Source organism: Streptosporangium amethystogenes, assembly GCF_000721075.1.
Taxonomy (GTDB): Bacteria; Actinomycetota; Actinomycetes; order Streptosporangiales; family Streptosporangiaceae; genus Streptosporangium; species Streptosporangium amethystogenes.
Map to the genome: position 1 here is coordinate 111,818 of NZ_JOEQ01000027.1, position 15,977 is coordinate 127,794.

The window sequence follows — 15,977 nt, forward strand, 5'->3', positions numbered from 1 at the left end:
CGTCTACGGGACGATGTTGACCAGCTTGGGCGCGCGCACGATGACCTTACGCGGCGCGCCGCCGGGGAGGAACGCCTGGACCTTCTCCGACGCCAGCGCCAGCGCCTCCAGGTCCGCCTCGGAGATCTCCGGAGAGACCTCCAGCCGGTCGCGTACCTTGCCCGCGATCTGGACGACACAGGTGACGGAGTCCTGGACCAGCAGCGCCGGGTCCGCCGCCGGCCAGCCCGCGTGTGCGACCGAGCCGCTGTGTCCCAGCCGCTCCCAGCCCTCCTCGGCCGCGTACGGCGCGACCAGGGAGAGCATGACCGCCAGCGTCTCCGCGGCTTCCCTGACCGCGGGGTCGGCGGCGCCGGGCCCGGAGTCGATGGCCTTGCGGGTCGCGCTCGTCAGCTCCATCATCCGGGCCACCGCGACATTGAAGCGGTGCGATTCGACCAGCCTGGTGACCTCGTCGATCGTACGATGCACGACCTTGCGCAGGTTCAGGTCACCACCTGTGGAGTCGACGCCGGGAGCGGAGGCCGCCCCAGCCTCGGCCATCACCCGGAACGCCCGGGCCAGGAACTTCTGGGACGCGGCCGGCGAGACGTCGGCCCAGTCGATGTCGTCCTCGGGAGGACCGGCGAAGACGACGGTCAGCCTGACCGCGTCGACACCGTAGGCGTCGATCTGCTTACCCAGGTCGACACCGTTGCCCAGCGACTTGGACATCGCCTTGCCCTGGTTGATGACCTGCCCCTGGTTCAGCAGGCGGGTGAAGGGCTCGACGAAGTCGACCATGCCCATGTCGTGCAGGACCTTGGTGAAGAACCTGGCGTACAGCAGGTGCAGCACGGCGTGCTCGACGCCGCCGATGTACTGGTCGATCGGGCCCCATCTGCGGACGCGCTCGACGTCGAACGGGCCGTCCTCGTAGGAGGGGTCGACGTAGCGCAGGAAGTACCACGAGGAGTCGACGAAGGTGTCCATCGTGTCGGTGTCGCGCCTGGCCGGGCCGCCGCACTTGGGGCAGGAGACGTTGACCCAGTCCTCGGCCGAGGCCAGCGGGGAGACGCCCTTGGGCGCCAGGGCCTCGCCGCGCATGTCGGGCAGGGTGACGGGCAGCTGGTCGTCGGGGACGGGGACCTCGCCACAGTCGACGCAGTGGATGATCGGGATCGGGCAGCCCCAGAAGCGCTGGCGGGACAGCAGCCAGTCGCGCAGCCGGAAGTTGACCGTGAAGCGGCCGGTGCCCCGCTCACTCAGCACCTCGATGATCTTCCGGATCGCGTCGGCCTTGGTCAGGCCGTCCAGCGGGCCGGAGTTGACCATCGCACCGTCGCCGGCGGTGGCGATGCCGGTCTCACCGGGGTCGGCCAGGCCGGTGTGCACGACGACCCGTACCGGCAGGTCGAAGGCGCGGGCGAAGTCCAGGTCGCGCTGGTCATGCGCGGGCACGGCCATGATCGCGCCATGACCGTAGTCGGACAGCACGTAGTCGGCCGCCCAGACCGGCATGCGCTCACCGTTGACCGGGTTGATCGCGTAGCGGCCCAGGAAGACGCCGGTCTTCTCCTTCTCGGTGGACAGCCGGTCGATGTCGGACAGCTTGGACACCTCGACCCGGTACGCCTCGAACGCCTCGCGCCGGTCGTCGGTGACGATCTCCTCGGCCAGCGGTGCGTCCGGAGCGACCACGAAGAAGGTGGCGCCGTACAGGGTGTCGGGACGGGTGGTGTAGACGGTGACCGGCTCGTCACGGCCCTCGATCACGAAGTCGACGTCGGCGCCCTCGGATCGGCCGATCCAGTTGCGCTGCATGGTCAGCACGCGCTCGGACCAGCCGCCCTCCAGCAGGGCCATGTCGTCCAGCAGCCGGTCGGCGTAATCAGTGATCTTGAAATACCACTGGGTCAGCTCGCGGCGGACGACCTCGGCGCCGCAGCGCTCGCACCTGCCGTCCTTGACCTGCTCGTTGGCCAGCACGGTCTGGTCGTTCGGGCACCAGTTGACCAGGCCGCCCTTGCGGTAGGCCAGGTCGCGCTCGAAGAAGCGGTTGAACAGCCACTGGGTCCATTTGTAGTACGAGGTGTCGCTGGTGTGCAGGCGGCGGGACCAGTCGAAGGAGATCGCGTAGCGCCTGTAGGAGTTGGCCTGGGTCTCGATGTTGGCGTAGGTCCACTCCGCCGGGTGCGCGTTGTGCTTGATCGCGGCGTTCTCGGCGGGCAGGCCGAAGGAGTCCCAGCCGACGGGGTGCAGCACGTTGTAGCCACGCTGGACCCAGTAGCGGGAGATGACGTCGCCCAGGGCGAACACCTCGGCGTGCCCCATGTGCAGGTCGCCCGAGGGGTAGGAGAACATGTCGAGCATGTAGCGCCGCTCACGCGGGTCGGCGGGGTCGTCGGAGGCCCGGAAGGGGTCCAGTTCCTCCCACCTGCGCTGCCACTTGACCTGCAGGGCCTGCGGGTCATAGTGCTGCTCGTCGCTCTGCATGTCGGCTCGCTCGCTCACGTCGATTTTCCCTCGGGTATGGCTGCGTGGATGGTCTGACCCGCCTGGCCCAATGCAAAAACCCCCCGCTCACGCGGAGGGCGGCCGCATCGGCAGGGCGCTCAGGGGCGGGGAGGCCGATGCGGCCCGATAAGCAGGGTCGCGGCACGCATAGAGCAAGACTATCGCAGCCCGCAAGGCGTATTCGTGGCCTGGGGAAACAGACCCGATCACGGCAAACGGGAGACAGCCGTCCGAGCAGGTCGGCAGAATGAGGATTTCCGCATTCGCCGGAGCGAACGAGACCCGATGGCTATACACCTGTTGTGACCTCGTACGTCCTTCGCGTTTACTCTTTTCACCGTGGCACATTCAGTAGAGCCGGGGCGGGGCCCGGATCCGTTGGAGGTCGGCCTGCCCATGCAGGACCCCCCGACCGACCCAACAGGACTCCAGTTCAGAGGGGCGTTCTCCAGTTTCCCTGCGAGCCCCCCCGTCTCACGTGAGATCATGCCCAATACGCCTAATTCGGGCACCCACGCGGGAGGTAAGGAAAGCATGGCCTCGGAGCAGTCCAGCCAGTCCCACCTGCCTCCGGTATGGCCGGAGGCTGCCGAACCGTCACACTCGTGGACGAACGATCCTCTCGGCACCGGTCCCCAGCTCCCTCGCCCGCAGGAGGAGCCACAGAGCGGCAACGCCTCCTGGCAGACCTCGCCCGGTGGGGGGCAGCGCGCCTCCGATCCACAGGCCGGTTCGCCCGGCCAGACCTCCCCCGGCGGCGGCTGGGCACAGGCCTCCACCCCACAGAACGACAGCTGGGCAAAGGCCTCCAACCCACAGAGCAACGGCTGGGCACAGGCCTCGGCCCCGCAGAACGACAGCTGGGCACAAGCCTCGGCTCCCCAGAACCGGCCCCGCAGGGCGGCGCCGACGACCCGCGCCAGACCTCCCCCGGCAACGGGTGGCCGCAGCCCACCCCGTCACAGGGCGGCGGCTGGTCACAGACGTCCGGCCCACAGGGCGGCGCAGACGACCGCAATCCGTCCTCCCCGGCCAACGAGTGGCCACAATCCGTCCCCGCTCCCCAGTCCGACCCGCTGGGCCAGGCCTCCCCGGGCGGCAACGGCTGGGCACAGGCCACCGCACCCTCGCACGACGGCTGGGCGCAGGCATCCAACCCGCAGCACGACGGCCGGACGCATCCGTCAGGCCCGCAGGGGGATGCGCGCGGACAGCAGGTTCCCGGCGGGGGGGAGGCGTGGCAGGCCACGCCAGCGCGCGACGCCTCCGGCCGCCCTCCGGCTCAGCCAATGGAGAACAGCGTGTGGCCGCCCACCCCTCCGGCGTCCGGCGCCACCTGGCCACCCGCTCCCCCCATGGGAAACCAGGGTTTCACCGAGGCACAGACGTCGACGTTCCCCTCCTCCTGGGCCGGCCCTCCCACGGAGGGCCCCGCCGCCCATTTCGGCGACGCCCCCGCAGGCACCGTTCCCGCCACCTCCCCTGACGGGGGCGCCGGAAACGCGCGGCGCAGTTACGGCGTGCCGGACAATCCCGCCATGTGGGCCATGGCCGCGGCGAACGCGGCGGCGGCCTCCCAGGCCCCCTCGCAGGGAACTCCCGTTCACCCCGGAGCCGGCCCCCAACCGCCACAGCCCCAGCCGGGACAGCCCGCGCATCCGGGGCAGCCCGGCCATCACCTGAGCCGCGACCCCTCCGACCCGAACAAGCCGTTCGTCACCGCCGGCCAGATCAGCGGTCCGAAGACCCCTCCGCCCGAGCGCCAGCAGGAGCTGTGGAACACGGTCTTCGGCGACAACTACCAGGCCATGGAGGACGAGGACGAGTTCGAGGAGCGGGGTCGGCCGGTCTGGATCTTCGCGCTGGCCGGATCTGTGATCATCGCGCTGGTCGGCGCGGTGCTCTGGGCGTTCCTGGCCGGGCCGCTGGCCTCCGCGGAGGAGGAGATCACCGAACCCAAGCCCTCGGCGACTCCCCAGAAGACCGCCAAGCCCGCCGCCATCGGTCGTCTGCCGCGATTCACCGGCGATCCCTCGCCGGTGGCCGGTACGCTCACCGACCAGCCCGCGGGGATCACCCTGGCCCAGCTCGGTGCCCCATGGCGGCAGGACCAGCGCCCCAGCGTGCCCACCACCTACGGCTTCACAACCCGCCAGTACCTCCCCGCCGGTACGGACTCCACGGGCAAGACCCAGTTCGCGCAGCTGATGTCGGGCCCGCTCTCACCTCGTTTGAAGAGCAGGTACACCTCCCCGGAAAACCTCGCCCCGGTGATCAACGCGGTGGCCTCCAGCGGCCGCAAGCGGTTCTTCCCCGAGGACAACACCGCCCGCAAGACCGCCCAGCAGACCCTGTCCGTGAACGGCCTGCCCGGCCAGCTCGCCGCGTACGAGATCACCTCGGGCGGTTCGAAGACGACCATGGTCGTGGCGGCCGTGAGCACCGGCGCCGACCTGCCGGCGATCGTCTACATGTCGGTGCCGGACAGCAAGAAGGAACTGCTCCCCGACATCAACACGGTCTTCAAGTCGATCCGCGTGCCGGGGCGGTGACCTCGCCGGCCCGAACGGCCCAGCGGGCGCGCTCCATGTTCTGACCGGGGCCGGAGTCGTCCCCGTCCTGCTGGTGGTCTCGTTTCGCCGATCACCACCGGCAGGGCGTCAGAAGTCACAGTCGAGGTGCTTGATCCCGTTGATGAAGCTGGATCGCAGGCGGTCGGGCTCACCGATCGAGCGGATCGTGGGCAGGCGGGTGAACAGCTCGCGGAACATCACGGTGATCTCGCGGCGGGCCAGGTGGGCACCGAGGCAGAAGTGCGGCCCGGGGCCGCCGAAACCGACGTGCGGACCCTCGGTGCGCAGGATGTCGAAGCGGTGCGGGTCGGTGAAGACGCTCTCGTCGCGGTTGGCGGCCCAGTAGTAGAGCAGGACCTTCTCCCCCTCGCGGTAGAGGTGGCCGTTCATCTCGTGGTCGCGGGTGAGGCTGCGGCGCATCCAGGTGACGGGCGAGGCGAGACGGACGATCTCCTCCACCGCACCGGGCAGGCGCCCGTCGATGTCCTCCAGCAGCAGGGCGCGCTGGTCGGGGTTCTCGGTGAACAGGTGCAGGCCGTGCGAGATGGCGTTGCGGGTGGTCTCGTTGCCCGCCACCACCAGCAGGATGAAGAACGAGCCCAACTCCTGCATCGTCAGCTTCTCGCCGTCGATGTTGGCACTGGTCAGGGAGGTGGTGAGGTTGTCCCCGCCCTCGGCGGCCAGGGAGACGACGAGTTCCTGGAGCCGTTGGCCCGTACCGAGGAGCAACTCCGCCACGCGGCTGATGTCAGCGATGAACTCGGGGTCGCCGCCCGACAGGATGATGTTCGTGGCGTCGAAGACCTCCTGGTAGTGCTCGGGTCCGATGCCCATCAGATCGCAGATGATCTTCAGAGGCAGCTTGGCGGCCACCTCGGTCACGAAGTCGCAGCCGGGTCCGGCGGCGATCAGCTCGTCCACGATCCGCGCGGCGGCCGCGTCGACGTCCGCCTCGAACTTCTTGATCATCTTCGGGGTGAACGACCGGGCGACGATCCGGCGCAGCCGCGCGTGCCGGGGGTCGTCCATGTTGATCATCGAGCCGAAGTACTCGTTGAAGTCGGGACCGAGGTCCTGGATGGACGTCGCCCCCCGGCCCGAGGAGAAGATCTCGGGGTGACGGCTGGCCTCGGTGATGTCCGCGTGCCGGACCAGGGCGTAGGAGCCGGGGCCGGGCGGCAGGAAGGGAATCTCGGGCTCGGCGAACAGGATCGGGCCCGGCTGCGCGCGGAGCAGCGCGAAGGCGGCCTCCCGTTCGGCCATCGGACGCTCCCAGAAAGCGATGTCCGACAGGTCGATGTCCGCGAGTGAAACCGTCACGCCAACCTCCACTAGAATCCCATTCGGTTTTACCGATCCTGCCACAGGATCCTCAGCGCAACCAGTCGAGAACGATGTCGTTGACTTCCCTGGGCCGTTCCAGATGCAGGAAGTGACCTGCCTGGAGAACATGCTCCACCCTGGAACCCTGCGGAAGGAAGGCCGCGGCCTGATCGACCTGCCCTATCCCCAGGCAGCCGTCACGAACCCCGTGCAGGTAGAGGATCGGAACCTGCCCGCCGGTCGCGGACTGCTCGGCGGCGTAGCGACCGGTGGGTGCCACCGTGCCGAGCATCGCCCGGTAGTAGCCGATCGCGGCGGCGAGATTCTCCGGGGAGCCCAGAGCACGCCGTACGAACGCGATGTCCTCGGCCGCGTCGTAACCCGGCGACCAGTCGCGCCACAACCCCTCGATGAACCCGTCCCGCGACATGGCGGCCTCGGCGAGCCCGGTCTGGCAGAGGAAGATGTAGAACGACCGCTTGAGCTGCTCGTAGTCGAAGAAGGCGGCCAGCATCGCGCCCATCGGGGGCACCGCCATCGCAACCGCCCTGCGCCAGCGCTCGGGGGCGAAGGCGGTGGCGCCGTAGACGGGGAAGGCGCCCCAGTCGTGACCGATGAGCACGGCGTCGCCGTCGCCGCCGAGCGCCTCGTGCAGCGCGCAGGCGTCGGCGACCAGCGCCCCGCCCTCGTAGGCGCCGTCGGCGGGGATCGAGGTGGGCGCGTAGCCGCGCATGAACGGCGCGACCGCGCGGTAGCCATGCCCGGCGAGCTCGGGTATCAGATGCCGCCAGGTGTGCGCGGTGTCGGGGAACCCGTGCAGGCAGAGTGCGAGCGGCCCCTCCCCTGCCGACAGGTACGCGAACTCGACGCCGTTGGCGGTGACGGTGCTGATGTCCATGAGGCGGAACCTAGCATTCGCTTGGCCGACGCGGCGGCGATCGCCCCAACCCCTCGCCCGGCGCCGGCGGTCAGGTCGTGTACGACAGGTGCTTGACCCCGTTGATGAAGTTGGAGAGCAGATAGGAGGGCTCACCGGCCGACCGGATCTCGGGCAGACGGGTGAACAGCTCGCGGAACATCACCGTGATCTCGCGGCGGGCCAGGTGGGCCCCCAGGCAGTAGTGGGGGCCGGGGCCGCCGAAGCCCACGTGCGGGTTGGGGTGGCGGGTGATGTCGAAGGCGTCGGGGTCGGTGAAGACGCTCTCGTCGCGGTTGGCGGAGTTGTAGAAGAGCAGGACCTTGTCGCCCTTGCGGTACCGCTGCCCGTTCATCTCGTGGTCGCGAGTGACCGTACGGCGGAACTGGATGACCGGGGTGGAGTAGCGGATGATCTCCTCCACCGTACCGGGAATGTGCTTTTCGAAGTCGCCGACGAGTAGTTCGCGCTGCTCGGGATTGTCGGTGAGCAGCTTGAGGCCGTGCGAGATGGCGTTGCGGGTGGTCTCGCTTCCGGCGACCACCAGCAGGATGAAGAACGAGCCGAGCTCCTGCGGGGTGAGGTGCTCGTCGCCGTTGACCAGCATGCTGGTCAGGTCGCCGGTGGAGGCGCCCCGGCGCTCGCGGCCGAGCCTGGCCGCCAGCCTGTTCAGCTCGCGCCCGGCCGCCAGCAGTTTGACCAGACCCCGGGCCACGTTCCAGCGGTTCAGCTCGGGATTGATTCCGGTGTACTCGGAGTCGGCGTTGCCCAGGATGATGTTGGTCGCGCGCAGGACCCGGTGATGGAACTCCGGGGGGATGCCCATCATGTCGCAGATGACCTCGACGGGCAGCCGGGCGGCCACCTGGGTGACGAAGTCGCCCGGCCCCTCGACGATCGCCTCGTCCACGATCCGGGTCGCCGCCCGCTGTAGATCCTCCTCCATCTTCGCCAGGACCCTGGGGGTGAAGGCCCTGGAGACGATGCGACGGAGTCTGGCGTGCCGGGGGTCGTCCATATTGATCATCGAACCGAAATACACCGCCAGCCAGCGGGGCATGTCCGCGATGCTGTTGGCGGTCGGCTCACTGCTGAACACCCCGGCGTTCCTGCTGGCCTCGGAGACGTCGGCGTGCCGCACCAGGGCGTAGTAACCGGCCCCGTGCCCAATGAAGGGGATCTTGTTCTCCTTCGTGAACACCGGCCGGTCCAGCGCGCGGAGACGTCGGAACGCCTCCATGCGCTCCCGCTGGGAAAGCCCCCAGAACGGAATCTCTGACAGGTCGACATCCGCCATGTTCACGGTCATTGCCCTAGATTTATGCAAGTAGTTACTTACGTCAAGTGTGAGTCATAACACAATTTGTCCACATATACGGCTTAACGAGCTGCGGCGATGAGGTCGGCGGCCCTTTCCGCGATCATGACGGTGGGCGCGTGAGTGTGTCCCCGGTTGATGACCGGCATCACCGAGGCGTCGACCACCCTCAGTCCCGCGACCCCGCGGACCCTCAGGGCGGGGTCCACCACCGACTCAGGATCCTCACCCATCCGGCAGGTGCCGACCGGGTGGTAGAGGGTCTCGCTACGCTCGCGGATCCAGCGGACGAGCTCCTCGGTGCTCCTCGCCCCCCAGTACGGGTCCATCGGGGGTCCCGCGAGCGGCCGGAGCGCCTCGGTGGCGAACAGTTCCCCGGCCTTCCGCAGTCCGGCCACCTGCCGCCGGACGTCGGCCTCCGCCGTCAGGTAGCCGGGATCGATCACGACGTCGCGGCCGTCCAGCGAGACGCGGCCGCGGCTCTCGGGCTGGAGCAGGATCGAGGCGATGGTCAGGCCGTGGCCGGGCGGCGGGGTGAGGCCGTGGTTGACGAAGGGGCCCGGGGCGAAGATCAGCTCGATGTCCGGGGCGTGCTCCTCGGGAGAGGAGCGGATGAACGCCACGGCCTCGCCGACGTTGGAGGTGAGCATGCCCCGGCGGCCGACCAGGAAGCGGAGCAGGTTGCCCGCCGACTCGGCGCCGGCGAGCGTGATCGGCTCGGGGCAGTGCAGGACGACGCCCGAGGCCAGGTGGTCCTGGAGGTTGGCACCGACCTCGGGCAGTTCGTGGACCAGCTCGACCCCGGCGGCCCGCAGCTCGTCGGCCGGGCCGAGGCCCGACAGCATCAGCAGGTGCGGGGAACCGATCGCCCCCGCCGACAGCACGACCTCCCCGCGCGCCCGGACCACGGTGCCTCCACCGTCACCGCCGCCGTACTCCACCCCGATCGCACGCCCGCCCTCGATGAGCACCCGGCTCACCTGCGAGGAGGTCAGCACCGTGAGGTTGGGCCGCTTGGCCGCGGGTCCGAGATAGGCGTCGGCGGAGCTCCAGCGGCGCCCCCGGTGCTGGGTGACGGGCGTCGGCGAGCAGCCCTCGTTGGAGGGGCCGTTGAGCTCCTCCAGGCGGGCGATGCCCAACTCCTCACAGGCCCGCAGGAAGAGCGCGGTGGCGCGGTTCGGGGAGCGCAGCTCCGAGATGTGAATCGGGCCCTCCGTGCCGTACACACCGCCCCGGTTGGAGCCGGCGCGGCGCTCGGTCCGGCGGAAGTAGGGCAGGACCTCGTCGTAGGACCAGCCGGGCACGCCCCAGCCGTCGTAGTCCGCGCGGTGCCCGCGTACCCACATCTGGGCGTTCATCGAGGAGGAACCGCCGAGCATCCGGCCGCGCGGCCAGTAGAGCTCCCTGCCGGAGAGCTCGGGCTGCTTGGCGGTGGTGAAGTTCCAGTCGTGTTCGGTCTTGAACAGCTTGGCGAAGCCGGCCGGCATCCGGACCTCAAGCCTCTTGTCGGAACCGCCCGCCTCGATGAGGGCGACCCTCGTGCCCGGATCCGCGGAGAGACGGTTGGCCAGCACGCACCCCGCCGACCCCGCGCCCACGATGACATAGTCGTACTCCACGCTCACTGACCCCTCCTCGTACAGACGGTCAGCTCGCCTCCCCGTAAGCGGGCTCTTATCTACTTACTCCCCCATGGTTTGCCCGTCAATTTGTAATCAAAGTTACCTACCAGTAGGTATCTGAGGGCTGCCAGTATGAGCGAGTCAGAGCTCGCTCGGAGGAGGACGCACGATGCTCAACCTGTCGATCGCACTGGAGGACAGCGCCCGGGAGAACCCCGACCGCACCGCACTGGTCTTTGGTGATCTGCGGCTGCCGTACTCCCTGGTCAACACCGTCGCGAACCAGGTTGCCAACCTACTGGTCTCCAGGGGCGTCGGTAAGGGCGACAAGGTCGCGCTGGCCTGTCCCAACCTGCCGTACTTCCCCTTCGTCTACTACGGCATCCTCAAGACCGGCGCCACGGTCGTGCCGCTCAACGTGCTGCTGCAGTCCAGGGAGATCGCCTACCACCTGGACGACTCCCAGGCCAAGGCGCTGTTCTGCTTCGAGGGCACTCCCGAGTTGCCGCTCGGCGAGCGGGGCAGGGCGGGCTTCGAGGGGTCGTCGGCGGAGCACTTCTTCGTGCTGCCCGCCGCCGCGTTCGCCACCGAGTCCGAGTACGGCGAGACGCTCTGGGCGGCGCTCGACGGCGTGTCCGGCGAGTTCGAGACCGTGCAGACCGCACCCGACGACACCGCCGTGATCCTCTACACCAGCGGCACCACCGGCCAGCCCAAGGGCGCCGAGCTCAGCCATCAGAACATGCTGCTCAACGCCATGGTCTCCGATGAGATGTTCCCCCGCACCGAGAGCGGCGACGCCTACCTGGCGGTACTGCCGCTCTTCCACTCCTTCGGGCAGACCGTCATCATGAACGCCGGATTCCGGCGCCAGGCGACCATCGTGCTCGTGCCGCGCTTCGAACCGGGGCCCGCCCTGGAGCTGATGCGCACCGAGAACATCACGCTGTTCGCGGGCGTGCCGACCATGTACTGGGCCATGCTGACGAAGATCCACGCCGAGGGCGACGAGGTGCCCACCTCGCTCAAGGTCGCGGTGGCCGGCGGCGCGTCCTCACCCGTCGAGGTGCTCAGGGACTTCGAGAAGACCTTCGGGATCGGGATCCTGGAGGGGTACGGCCTGTCGGAGACCTCCCCGGTGGCCAGCTTCAACCAGTTGGGCAGGCCCACCAAGCCCGGCACGATCGGCACGCCGATCTGGGGTGTGGAGATGAAACTGGTGGACGGCGACTGGAAGACGGTCGAGGGCCAGGGCCCCGGCGAGATCGCGATCCGCGGCCACAACGTGATGAAGGGCTACTACAACCGGCCCGAGGCGACCGCCGAGGTCATGAGGGACGGCTGGTTCCGCACCGGCGACATCGCCACCCGCGACGCGGACGGTTACTACGCCATCGTCGACCGAGCCAAGGACATGATCATCCGGGGTGGCTTCAACGTCTACCCGCGCGAGCTCGAAGAGGTCCTGATCACCCATCCGGAGGTCTCCCTCGCCGCGGTGGTCGGAGTCGCCCACGACTCGCACGGCGAGGAGGTCAAGGCGTACGTCATCCGCACCCCCGGCGCGACGATCACCGAGGACGAGCTCATCGCCTGGGGTAAGGAGAACATGGCCGCGTACAAGTATCCGCGGATCATCGAGTTCCGTGACGCGCTGCCGATGACCGCGACAGGCAAGATCCTCAAGCGCGAGCTCCGTTGAGCGGTCCGCACCAGCCTGGCCGGTGAGGCCACGGCGACGGGGCCGGGTTCCGGGAGGCACGCGACGTGCCTCCCGGAACCCGGCCCCAAGGTGTCAGTCCGGGTAGACCCCGAACTCGCCCAGCCGCGTGGCCGGCCAACCGGTGTTGCCGGTGTACGGCCCTTGCCGCGAGGTGTCCGCGGCAAGGGCCGTACGGTCCGGTGTGAACGCGTCCGCGTGAGGGCCCGCGCGGATTCTCGTATAGGAACATCCCATATGAGCGTCTCCCGCGCGGGGTCCCGCGTGAGCGTGTGTCCCGGAGATCAGGGCCAGTCGAGCGAGGGGCGGAGCGGGACGCCGGCCGTGCCGTCGGCGTTGAGCTTCACCCCGAGGACCTGGTGGAGCTGGATCTTGTTGCGTTCGAAGCCGACCACGCAGGCCGCCATGTAGAGACGCCAGACCCGCGCCGTGCCCTCCCCTACCTCGGCGACCGCCTCGTCCCAGTGCTCGTCGAGGTTGGCGCACCAGTAGCGGAGGGTCTGCGCGTAGTGCTCACGCAGGTTCTCCTCATGCCGGATCTCGAAACCGGTGTCCTCGATCTGACGGGCCAGGTAGCCGACCGACTCCAGCTCCCCGTCGGGGAAGACGTAGCGATTGATGAAGCCGCCGGCGTTGAGGGTCTTCTCGGTGCCCGTCGGCCGGGTGATGCAGTGGTTGAGCAGCCGCCCGCCGGGGACGAGCTTGTCGTACAGGAAGCGGAAGTAGAAGGGCAGTTGCTCCTTGCCGATGTGCTCGGTCAGGCCGATAGAGCTGACGGCGTCGAAGCCCGTCTCCGGTACGTCGCGATAGTCCATGTGCCGGACCTCGGCGAGCTCGCCGAGACCGGCCTCCGCGATGGCCTTCTGCGCCCACTCGGCCTGCTGGCGCGAGAGGGTGACGCCCAGCGCCTTCACCCCGTACTCACGGGCGGCGTGGATGACCATGCCGCCCCAGCCGCAGCCGACGTCCAGCAGCCTCATCCCCGGCTTCAGGCCGAGCTTCCGGGCGACCAGCTCGAACTTGGCGTGCTGCGCCTCCTCCAGGGTGGACTCCTGCTCGGGGAAGACCGCGCAGGTGTAGGCCATGGACGGGCCGAGCACCCACGAGTAGAACTTGTTGGAGACGTCGTAGTGGTGGTGGATCGCCTCGGCGTCGCGCTGCTTGGCGTGTCTGCTGCCCATCCGGGCGAGCATGCTGCGCCGCACCTCCTGCGGAGGCGGCGGCATCCGGGTGAGCAGCGGGCGGACTCCGAGGGCTCGGATGGCCGCGAGCTTCTGCCCGACCGGGAGGTCGTTGACCGTGAGCGACCACATCCGGGAGAGCAGCGTGTACATGTCTCCCTGGACGTCGAGGTGGCCGGACACGTACGCCCTGGCCAGTCCGAGCTCCCCGGGAGCCTGTGCCAGGTACGCGACGGCCGCCGGGGTCTTCACCTCGACGCTGATGTCGGCGCTGGCCGATCCCGCCTTACTTCCGTCGTAGGCAACGAAGCGCACATCTGCCTCGGGGCCCATCACCTTTTCGAAGATCTCTGCGAGCAACACAGAATCAACCTCTCTTAACGCCCCCGCACACACTTGTCGTAGAGGTCGAGCAACCGGCCACCCCCGTCGTATGCCCGCTTGACCGGCCAGTAGGCGGTTCCGTTATAAAACCGCCAGAATTCATCCTCTGGGTAGAACGAGGTGGAGTACAGCGATTTATGGCCGTCCAGTTCGTGGACCCGGTTCTCGATGAGACGGTTGTGGTAACCGTCGAACTGCCCCCTGGGCAACGGGACCGTTCCCCAGAAGCCGAAGTTGACGTACAGCCGGCCGGGCTCCAGCGGATAGAGCGGCCACTCGCCCTCGGACCTCAGCGGGCACATCCAGACCGGCGCCATCCCGACCTTGTCATGGAAGAAGCTCAGGAACTCGGCACCGCGCTCGACGGGCACCTCGATGTCCTGGATGACCGACTCCTGCACCGGCAGGTCACGCCAGCGGTCGATCCTGGCGATCACCCCGTACTTGCGGTCAAGGCCCACGAGCTTGCGGTAGACGTCCGAGCGCATCCACTTACGCGGCATCAGGGAACGCACCAGCGCGGTCTGCACACCGAAGGCGCGCGAGCACCAGAACCAGTCGGTGTCCCAGCGCCACAGGTAGTCGCGGACGGTCAGCCAGTCGCGGGTCCTGGTCTGGATCGACCGGTAGTAGATGCGCATCCCGGTGTAGTCGGACAGGTACGGAGCACGCTCGGCGAAGCGTCCCACGGTGATGTAGAGCTCACCCGGACCGAAGAACGTGCCGTCCACGAAGTCGACGCGCTCGCCCTCGTACTCGCCGCTGTCACAGATCTCGCGCATCGCGAGCATGCACTTGTCGGCGTCCCCGAACGGGATGTGGGTCAGCCTGACGTACGGCTGGACGGGCTTGAGCTTGATCCGGATCCGCAGGGCGTAGCCAAGCGTGCCGTAGGAGTTGGGGAACGCCCGGAACAGGTCGCGGTGCTCGTTGTCGTCACGGGCCACGACGATCCGTCCGTCGCCGGTGAGGACCTCCAGCTCCTCCACCGACTCGTGCGGCAGCCCGTCCCTGAAACTGGTGGACTCGATGCCGAGTCCCGTCACCGCCCCGCCCAGTGTGATGGTCTTCAGCTGCGGCACCACGTACGGCATGAGCCCGTGGGCGAGTGTGGCGTCCACCAGGTGCTCGTAGGTGGTCATCCCCTGGACCTCGGCGGTCATCGTCTCCGGATCGACCGCGATGACCTGGTCCAGGTCCCTGGCGGAAAGCTTCGCCGACCGGGCGCCCTCTCTGAAGCGGAACAGGTTCGTGGTGGCCTTGGAGAGCCGGGGCACCGCGTCGCCGGGAATGGCGGCGTAGGAATCCCTGATCTGCTCCACCGCTTGCCGGTGCGCCGACATTTCTGTCATCTGTCGCACGGTAATCACCCCCATGACCATCGTTGGAAAGATCGCCCCTAGGCACGTTATATCTCGGATGTCTCCGGAGCCAGGCGGGGCGCGTTAAACACTGGAAAACTCTACGACTGTCCTTCCAGGAACCTGCGACCGACCACCGGATCGACTCCGTTGACCACGTTCGTCACCGGGCGACCGCCGATCGCAGCCTCCAGGTTGTCCAGCACGCACCGGATCAGGCGGCCGGTCGACTGCGGGGTCACCCCCGCCACATGCGGCGAGAGCAGGACCCTGGGGCTGTTCCGCAGCGGGTCGTCCGGTGGCAGCGGCTCGGTGTCGAACACGTCGAGCGCGGCGCCGCCCAGGTGCCCCGACTCCAGGGCCGACAGCAGCGCCGCCGAGTCGACCACCTGCCCCCGGGCCGCGTTGACGAGCAGCGAGCCCGCGGGCATCAGGGACGGGTCGATCAGCCTCCTGGTCCCCTCCACCAGCGGGATGACCAGGACGAGGACCTGGGAGCTCGCGACCAGCTCGGCGAGCCCCCGGTAGGTGTAGGGCACCTCGCGTGGCGTGCGCGTCCAGTAGGAGACCTCGCACCCGTGAGCGGCGAACATCCGCGCGCAGGTCTCGCCGATCGGGCCGAACCCGACGATGCCGACGCGCGAGCCGTACAGTTCGGTGGGCCCGAGATCCAGCTGCGGCCAGCGGCCGGCGCGGACCGCGGCGTCGGCCTCCATCAGCCGCCGTGACAGGGCGAGCGCGGCCGCGAAGCACCACTCGGCCACCCCTGTCGCGCTCACCCCCGCGGTGTTGGCCAGCGGCACACCGGCCTCGGCGAGCGCGGCGAGGTCGTGGCCGTCCACGCCCACCGACGGCTGCTGCACGAACGCCAGGTTCGGGGCGGACCTGACCGCCTCGGCGTCCAGGACGAGCTCGCCGCTCCAGTCGCCCACCACGATCTCGGCCTCGCCGAGCGCGGCGAGCAGCGACTCCCGGTCACGGGCCGCGGGGACCGACACCGCGACCCGGTCACCCAGCGAGCCGAGCAGGTTGCGTACCGCCCCCTCGGGGAGCGGTGGCAGCGCGAGCACCTTCCAGGTCATG

At 68.8% G+C, this 15,977-nt stretch carries 10 protein-coding genes; 2 read left to right on the forward strand and 8 right to left on the reverse strand.

Annotation, left to right across the window (positions count from 1 at the left end; genetic code table 11):
• Positions 1-3: 3 nt before the first annotated feature.
• Complete coding sequence (gene leuS / locus IG98_RS0131250; RefSeq protein ID WP_030920320.1) at positions 4-2,475, reverse strand: leucine--tRNA ligase; 2,472 nt, start codon at positions 2,473-2,475, stop codon at positions 4-6.
• Between the two features lie 1,376 nt (positions 2,476-3,851).
• Between leuS and IG98_RS0131255 the strand changes: the two genes are divergently transcribed.
• Complete coding sequence (locus tag IG98_RS0131255; RefSeq protein ID WP_157594615.1) at positions 3,852-5,048, forward strand: hypothetical protein; 1,197 nt, start codon at positions 3,852-3,854, stop codon at positions 5,046-5,048.
• 108 nt (positions 5,049-5,156) lie between these two features.
• On the opposite strand, the gene IG98_RS0131260 is transcribed toward IG98_RS0131255, so the two are convergent.
• The 4 genes from IG98_RS0131260 to IG98_RS0131275 all read right to left on the reverse strand — a co-directional run bounded on the left by IG98_RS0131260 (position 5,157) and on the right by IG98_RS0131275 (position 10,251).
• Positions 5,157-6,389, reverse strand: a complete 1,233-nt coding sequence (locus tag IG98_RS0131260) for a cytochrome P450 (protein WP_030920327.1) — start codon at positions 6,387-6,389, stop codon at positions 5,157-5,159.
• Between the two features lie 52 nt (positions 6,390-6,441).
• Positions 6,442-7,290 carry an alpha/beta fold hydrolase gene (locus tag IG98_RS0131265; RefSeq protein ID WP_030920330.1) on the reverse strand — a complete coding sequence of 283 codons (849 nt, stop codon included), beginning with the start codon at positions 7,288-7,290 and terminating at the stop codon, positions 6,442-6,444.
• A 70-nt stretch (positions 7,291-7,360) separates the two neighbouring features.
• Positions 7,361-8,617 (reverse strand): cytochrome P450, encoded by a 1,257-nt coding sequence (locus IG98_RS0131270; protein WP_030920333.1) that lies wholly within the window; start codon positions 8,615-8,617, stop codon positions 7,361-7,363.
• Between the two features lie 71 nt (positions 8,618-8,688).
• Positions 8,689-10,251 carry a GMC family oxidoreductase gene (locus tag IG98_RS0131275; protein ID WP_245651793.1) on the reverse strand — a complete coding sequence of 521 codons (1,563 nt, stop codon included), beginning with the start codon at positions 10,249-10,251 and terminating at the stop codon, positions 8,689-8,691.
• A gap of 166 nt (positions 10,252-10,417) precedes the next feature.
• Between IG98_RS0131275 and IG98_RS0131280 the strand changes: the two genes are divergently transcribed.
• Positions 10,418-11,950, forward strand: coding sequence for a long-chain-fatty-acid--CoA ligase (locus IG98_RS0131280; protein WP_030920339.1), 1,533 nt, complete (start codon positions 10,418-10,420; stop codon positions 11,948-11,950).
• Positions 11,951-12,252: 302 nt separating this feature from the next.
• Here the strand turns inward: IG98_RS0131280 and IG98_RS0131285 are convergent, their stop codons facing one another.
• The 3 genes from IG98_RS0131285 to IG98_RS0131295 all read right to left on the reverse strand — a co-directional run bounded on the left by IG98_RS0131285 (position 12,253) and on the right by IG98_RS0131295 (position 15,976).
• A complete protein-coding gene (locus IG98_RS0131285; protein ID WP_030920342.1) occupies positions 12,253-13,512 on the reverse strand; it encodes an SAM-dependent methyltransferase in 1,260 nt (419 codons plus the stop codon).
• Positions 13,513-13,526: 14 nt separating this feature from the next.
• Positions 13,527-14,885, reverse strand: coding sequence for an FAD-binding oxidoreductase (locus IG98_RS0131290; protein WP_030920345.1), 1,359 nt, complete (start codon positions 14,883-14,885; stop codon positions 13,527-13,529).
• A 110-nt stretch (positions 14,886-14,995) separates the two neighbouring features.
• Positions 14,996-15,976 carry an NAD(P)-dependent oxidoreductase gene (locus tag IG98_RS0131295; protein ID WP_030920347.1) on the reverse strand — a complete coding sequence of 327 codons (981 nt, stop codon included), beginning with the start codon at positions 15,974-15,976 and terminating at the stop codon, positions 14,996-14,998.
• Between the last annotated feature and the right edge of the window lies 1 nt (position 15,977).

What these genes read in the sequence shown, in the direction of transcription:
- IG98_RS0131280 (WP_030920339.1), top strand. Translation starts at nt 10,418, where the DNA reads ATGCTCAACCTGTCGATCGCACTGGAGGACAGCGCCCGGGAGAACCCC.
- IG98_RS0131265 (WP_030920330.1), bottom strand. Translation starts at nt 7,290, where the DNA reads ATGGACATCAGCACCGTCACCGCCAACGGCGTCGAGTTCGCGTACCTG.
- IG98_RS0131295 (WP_030920347.1), bottom strand. Translation starts at nt 15,976, where the DNA reads ATGACCTGGAAGGTGCTCGCGCTGCCACCGCTCCCCGAGGGGGCGGTA.
- IG98_RS0131255 (WP_157594615.1), top strand. Translation starts at nt 3,852, where the DNA reads ATGGGAAACCAGGGTTTCACCGAGGCACAGACGTCGACGTTCCCCTCC.
- IG98_RS0131290 (WP_030920345.1), bottom strand. Translation starts at nt 14,885, where the DNA reads ATGACAGAAATGTCGGCGCACCGGCAAGCGGTGGAGCAGATCAGGGAT.
- leuS (WP_030920320.1), bottom strand. Translation starts at nt 2,475, where the DNA reads ATGCAGAGCGACGAGCAGCACTATGACCCGCAGGCCCTGCAGGTCAAG.
- IG98_RS0131270 (WP_030920333.1), bottom strand. Translation starts at nt 8,617, where the DNA reads ATGACCGTGAACATGGCGGATGTCGACCTGTCAGAGATTCCGTTCTGG.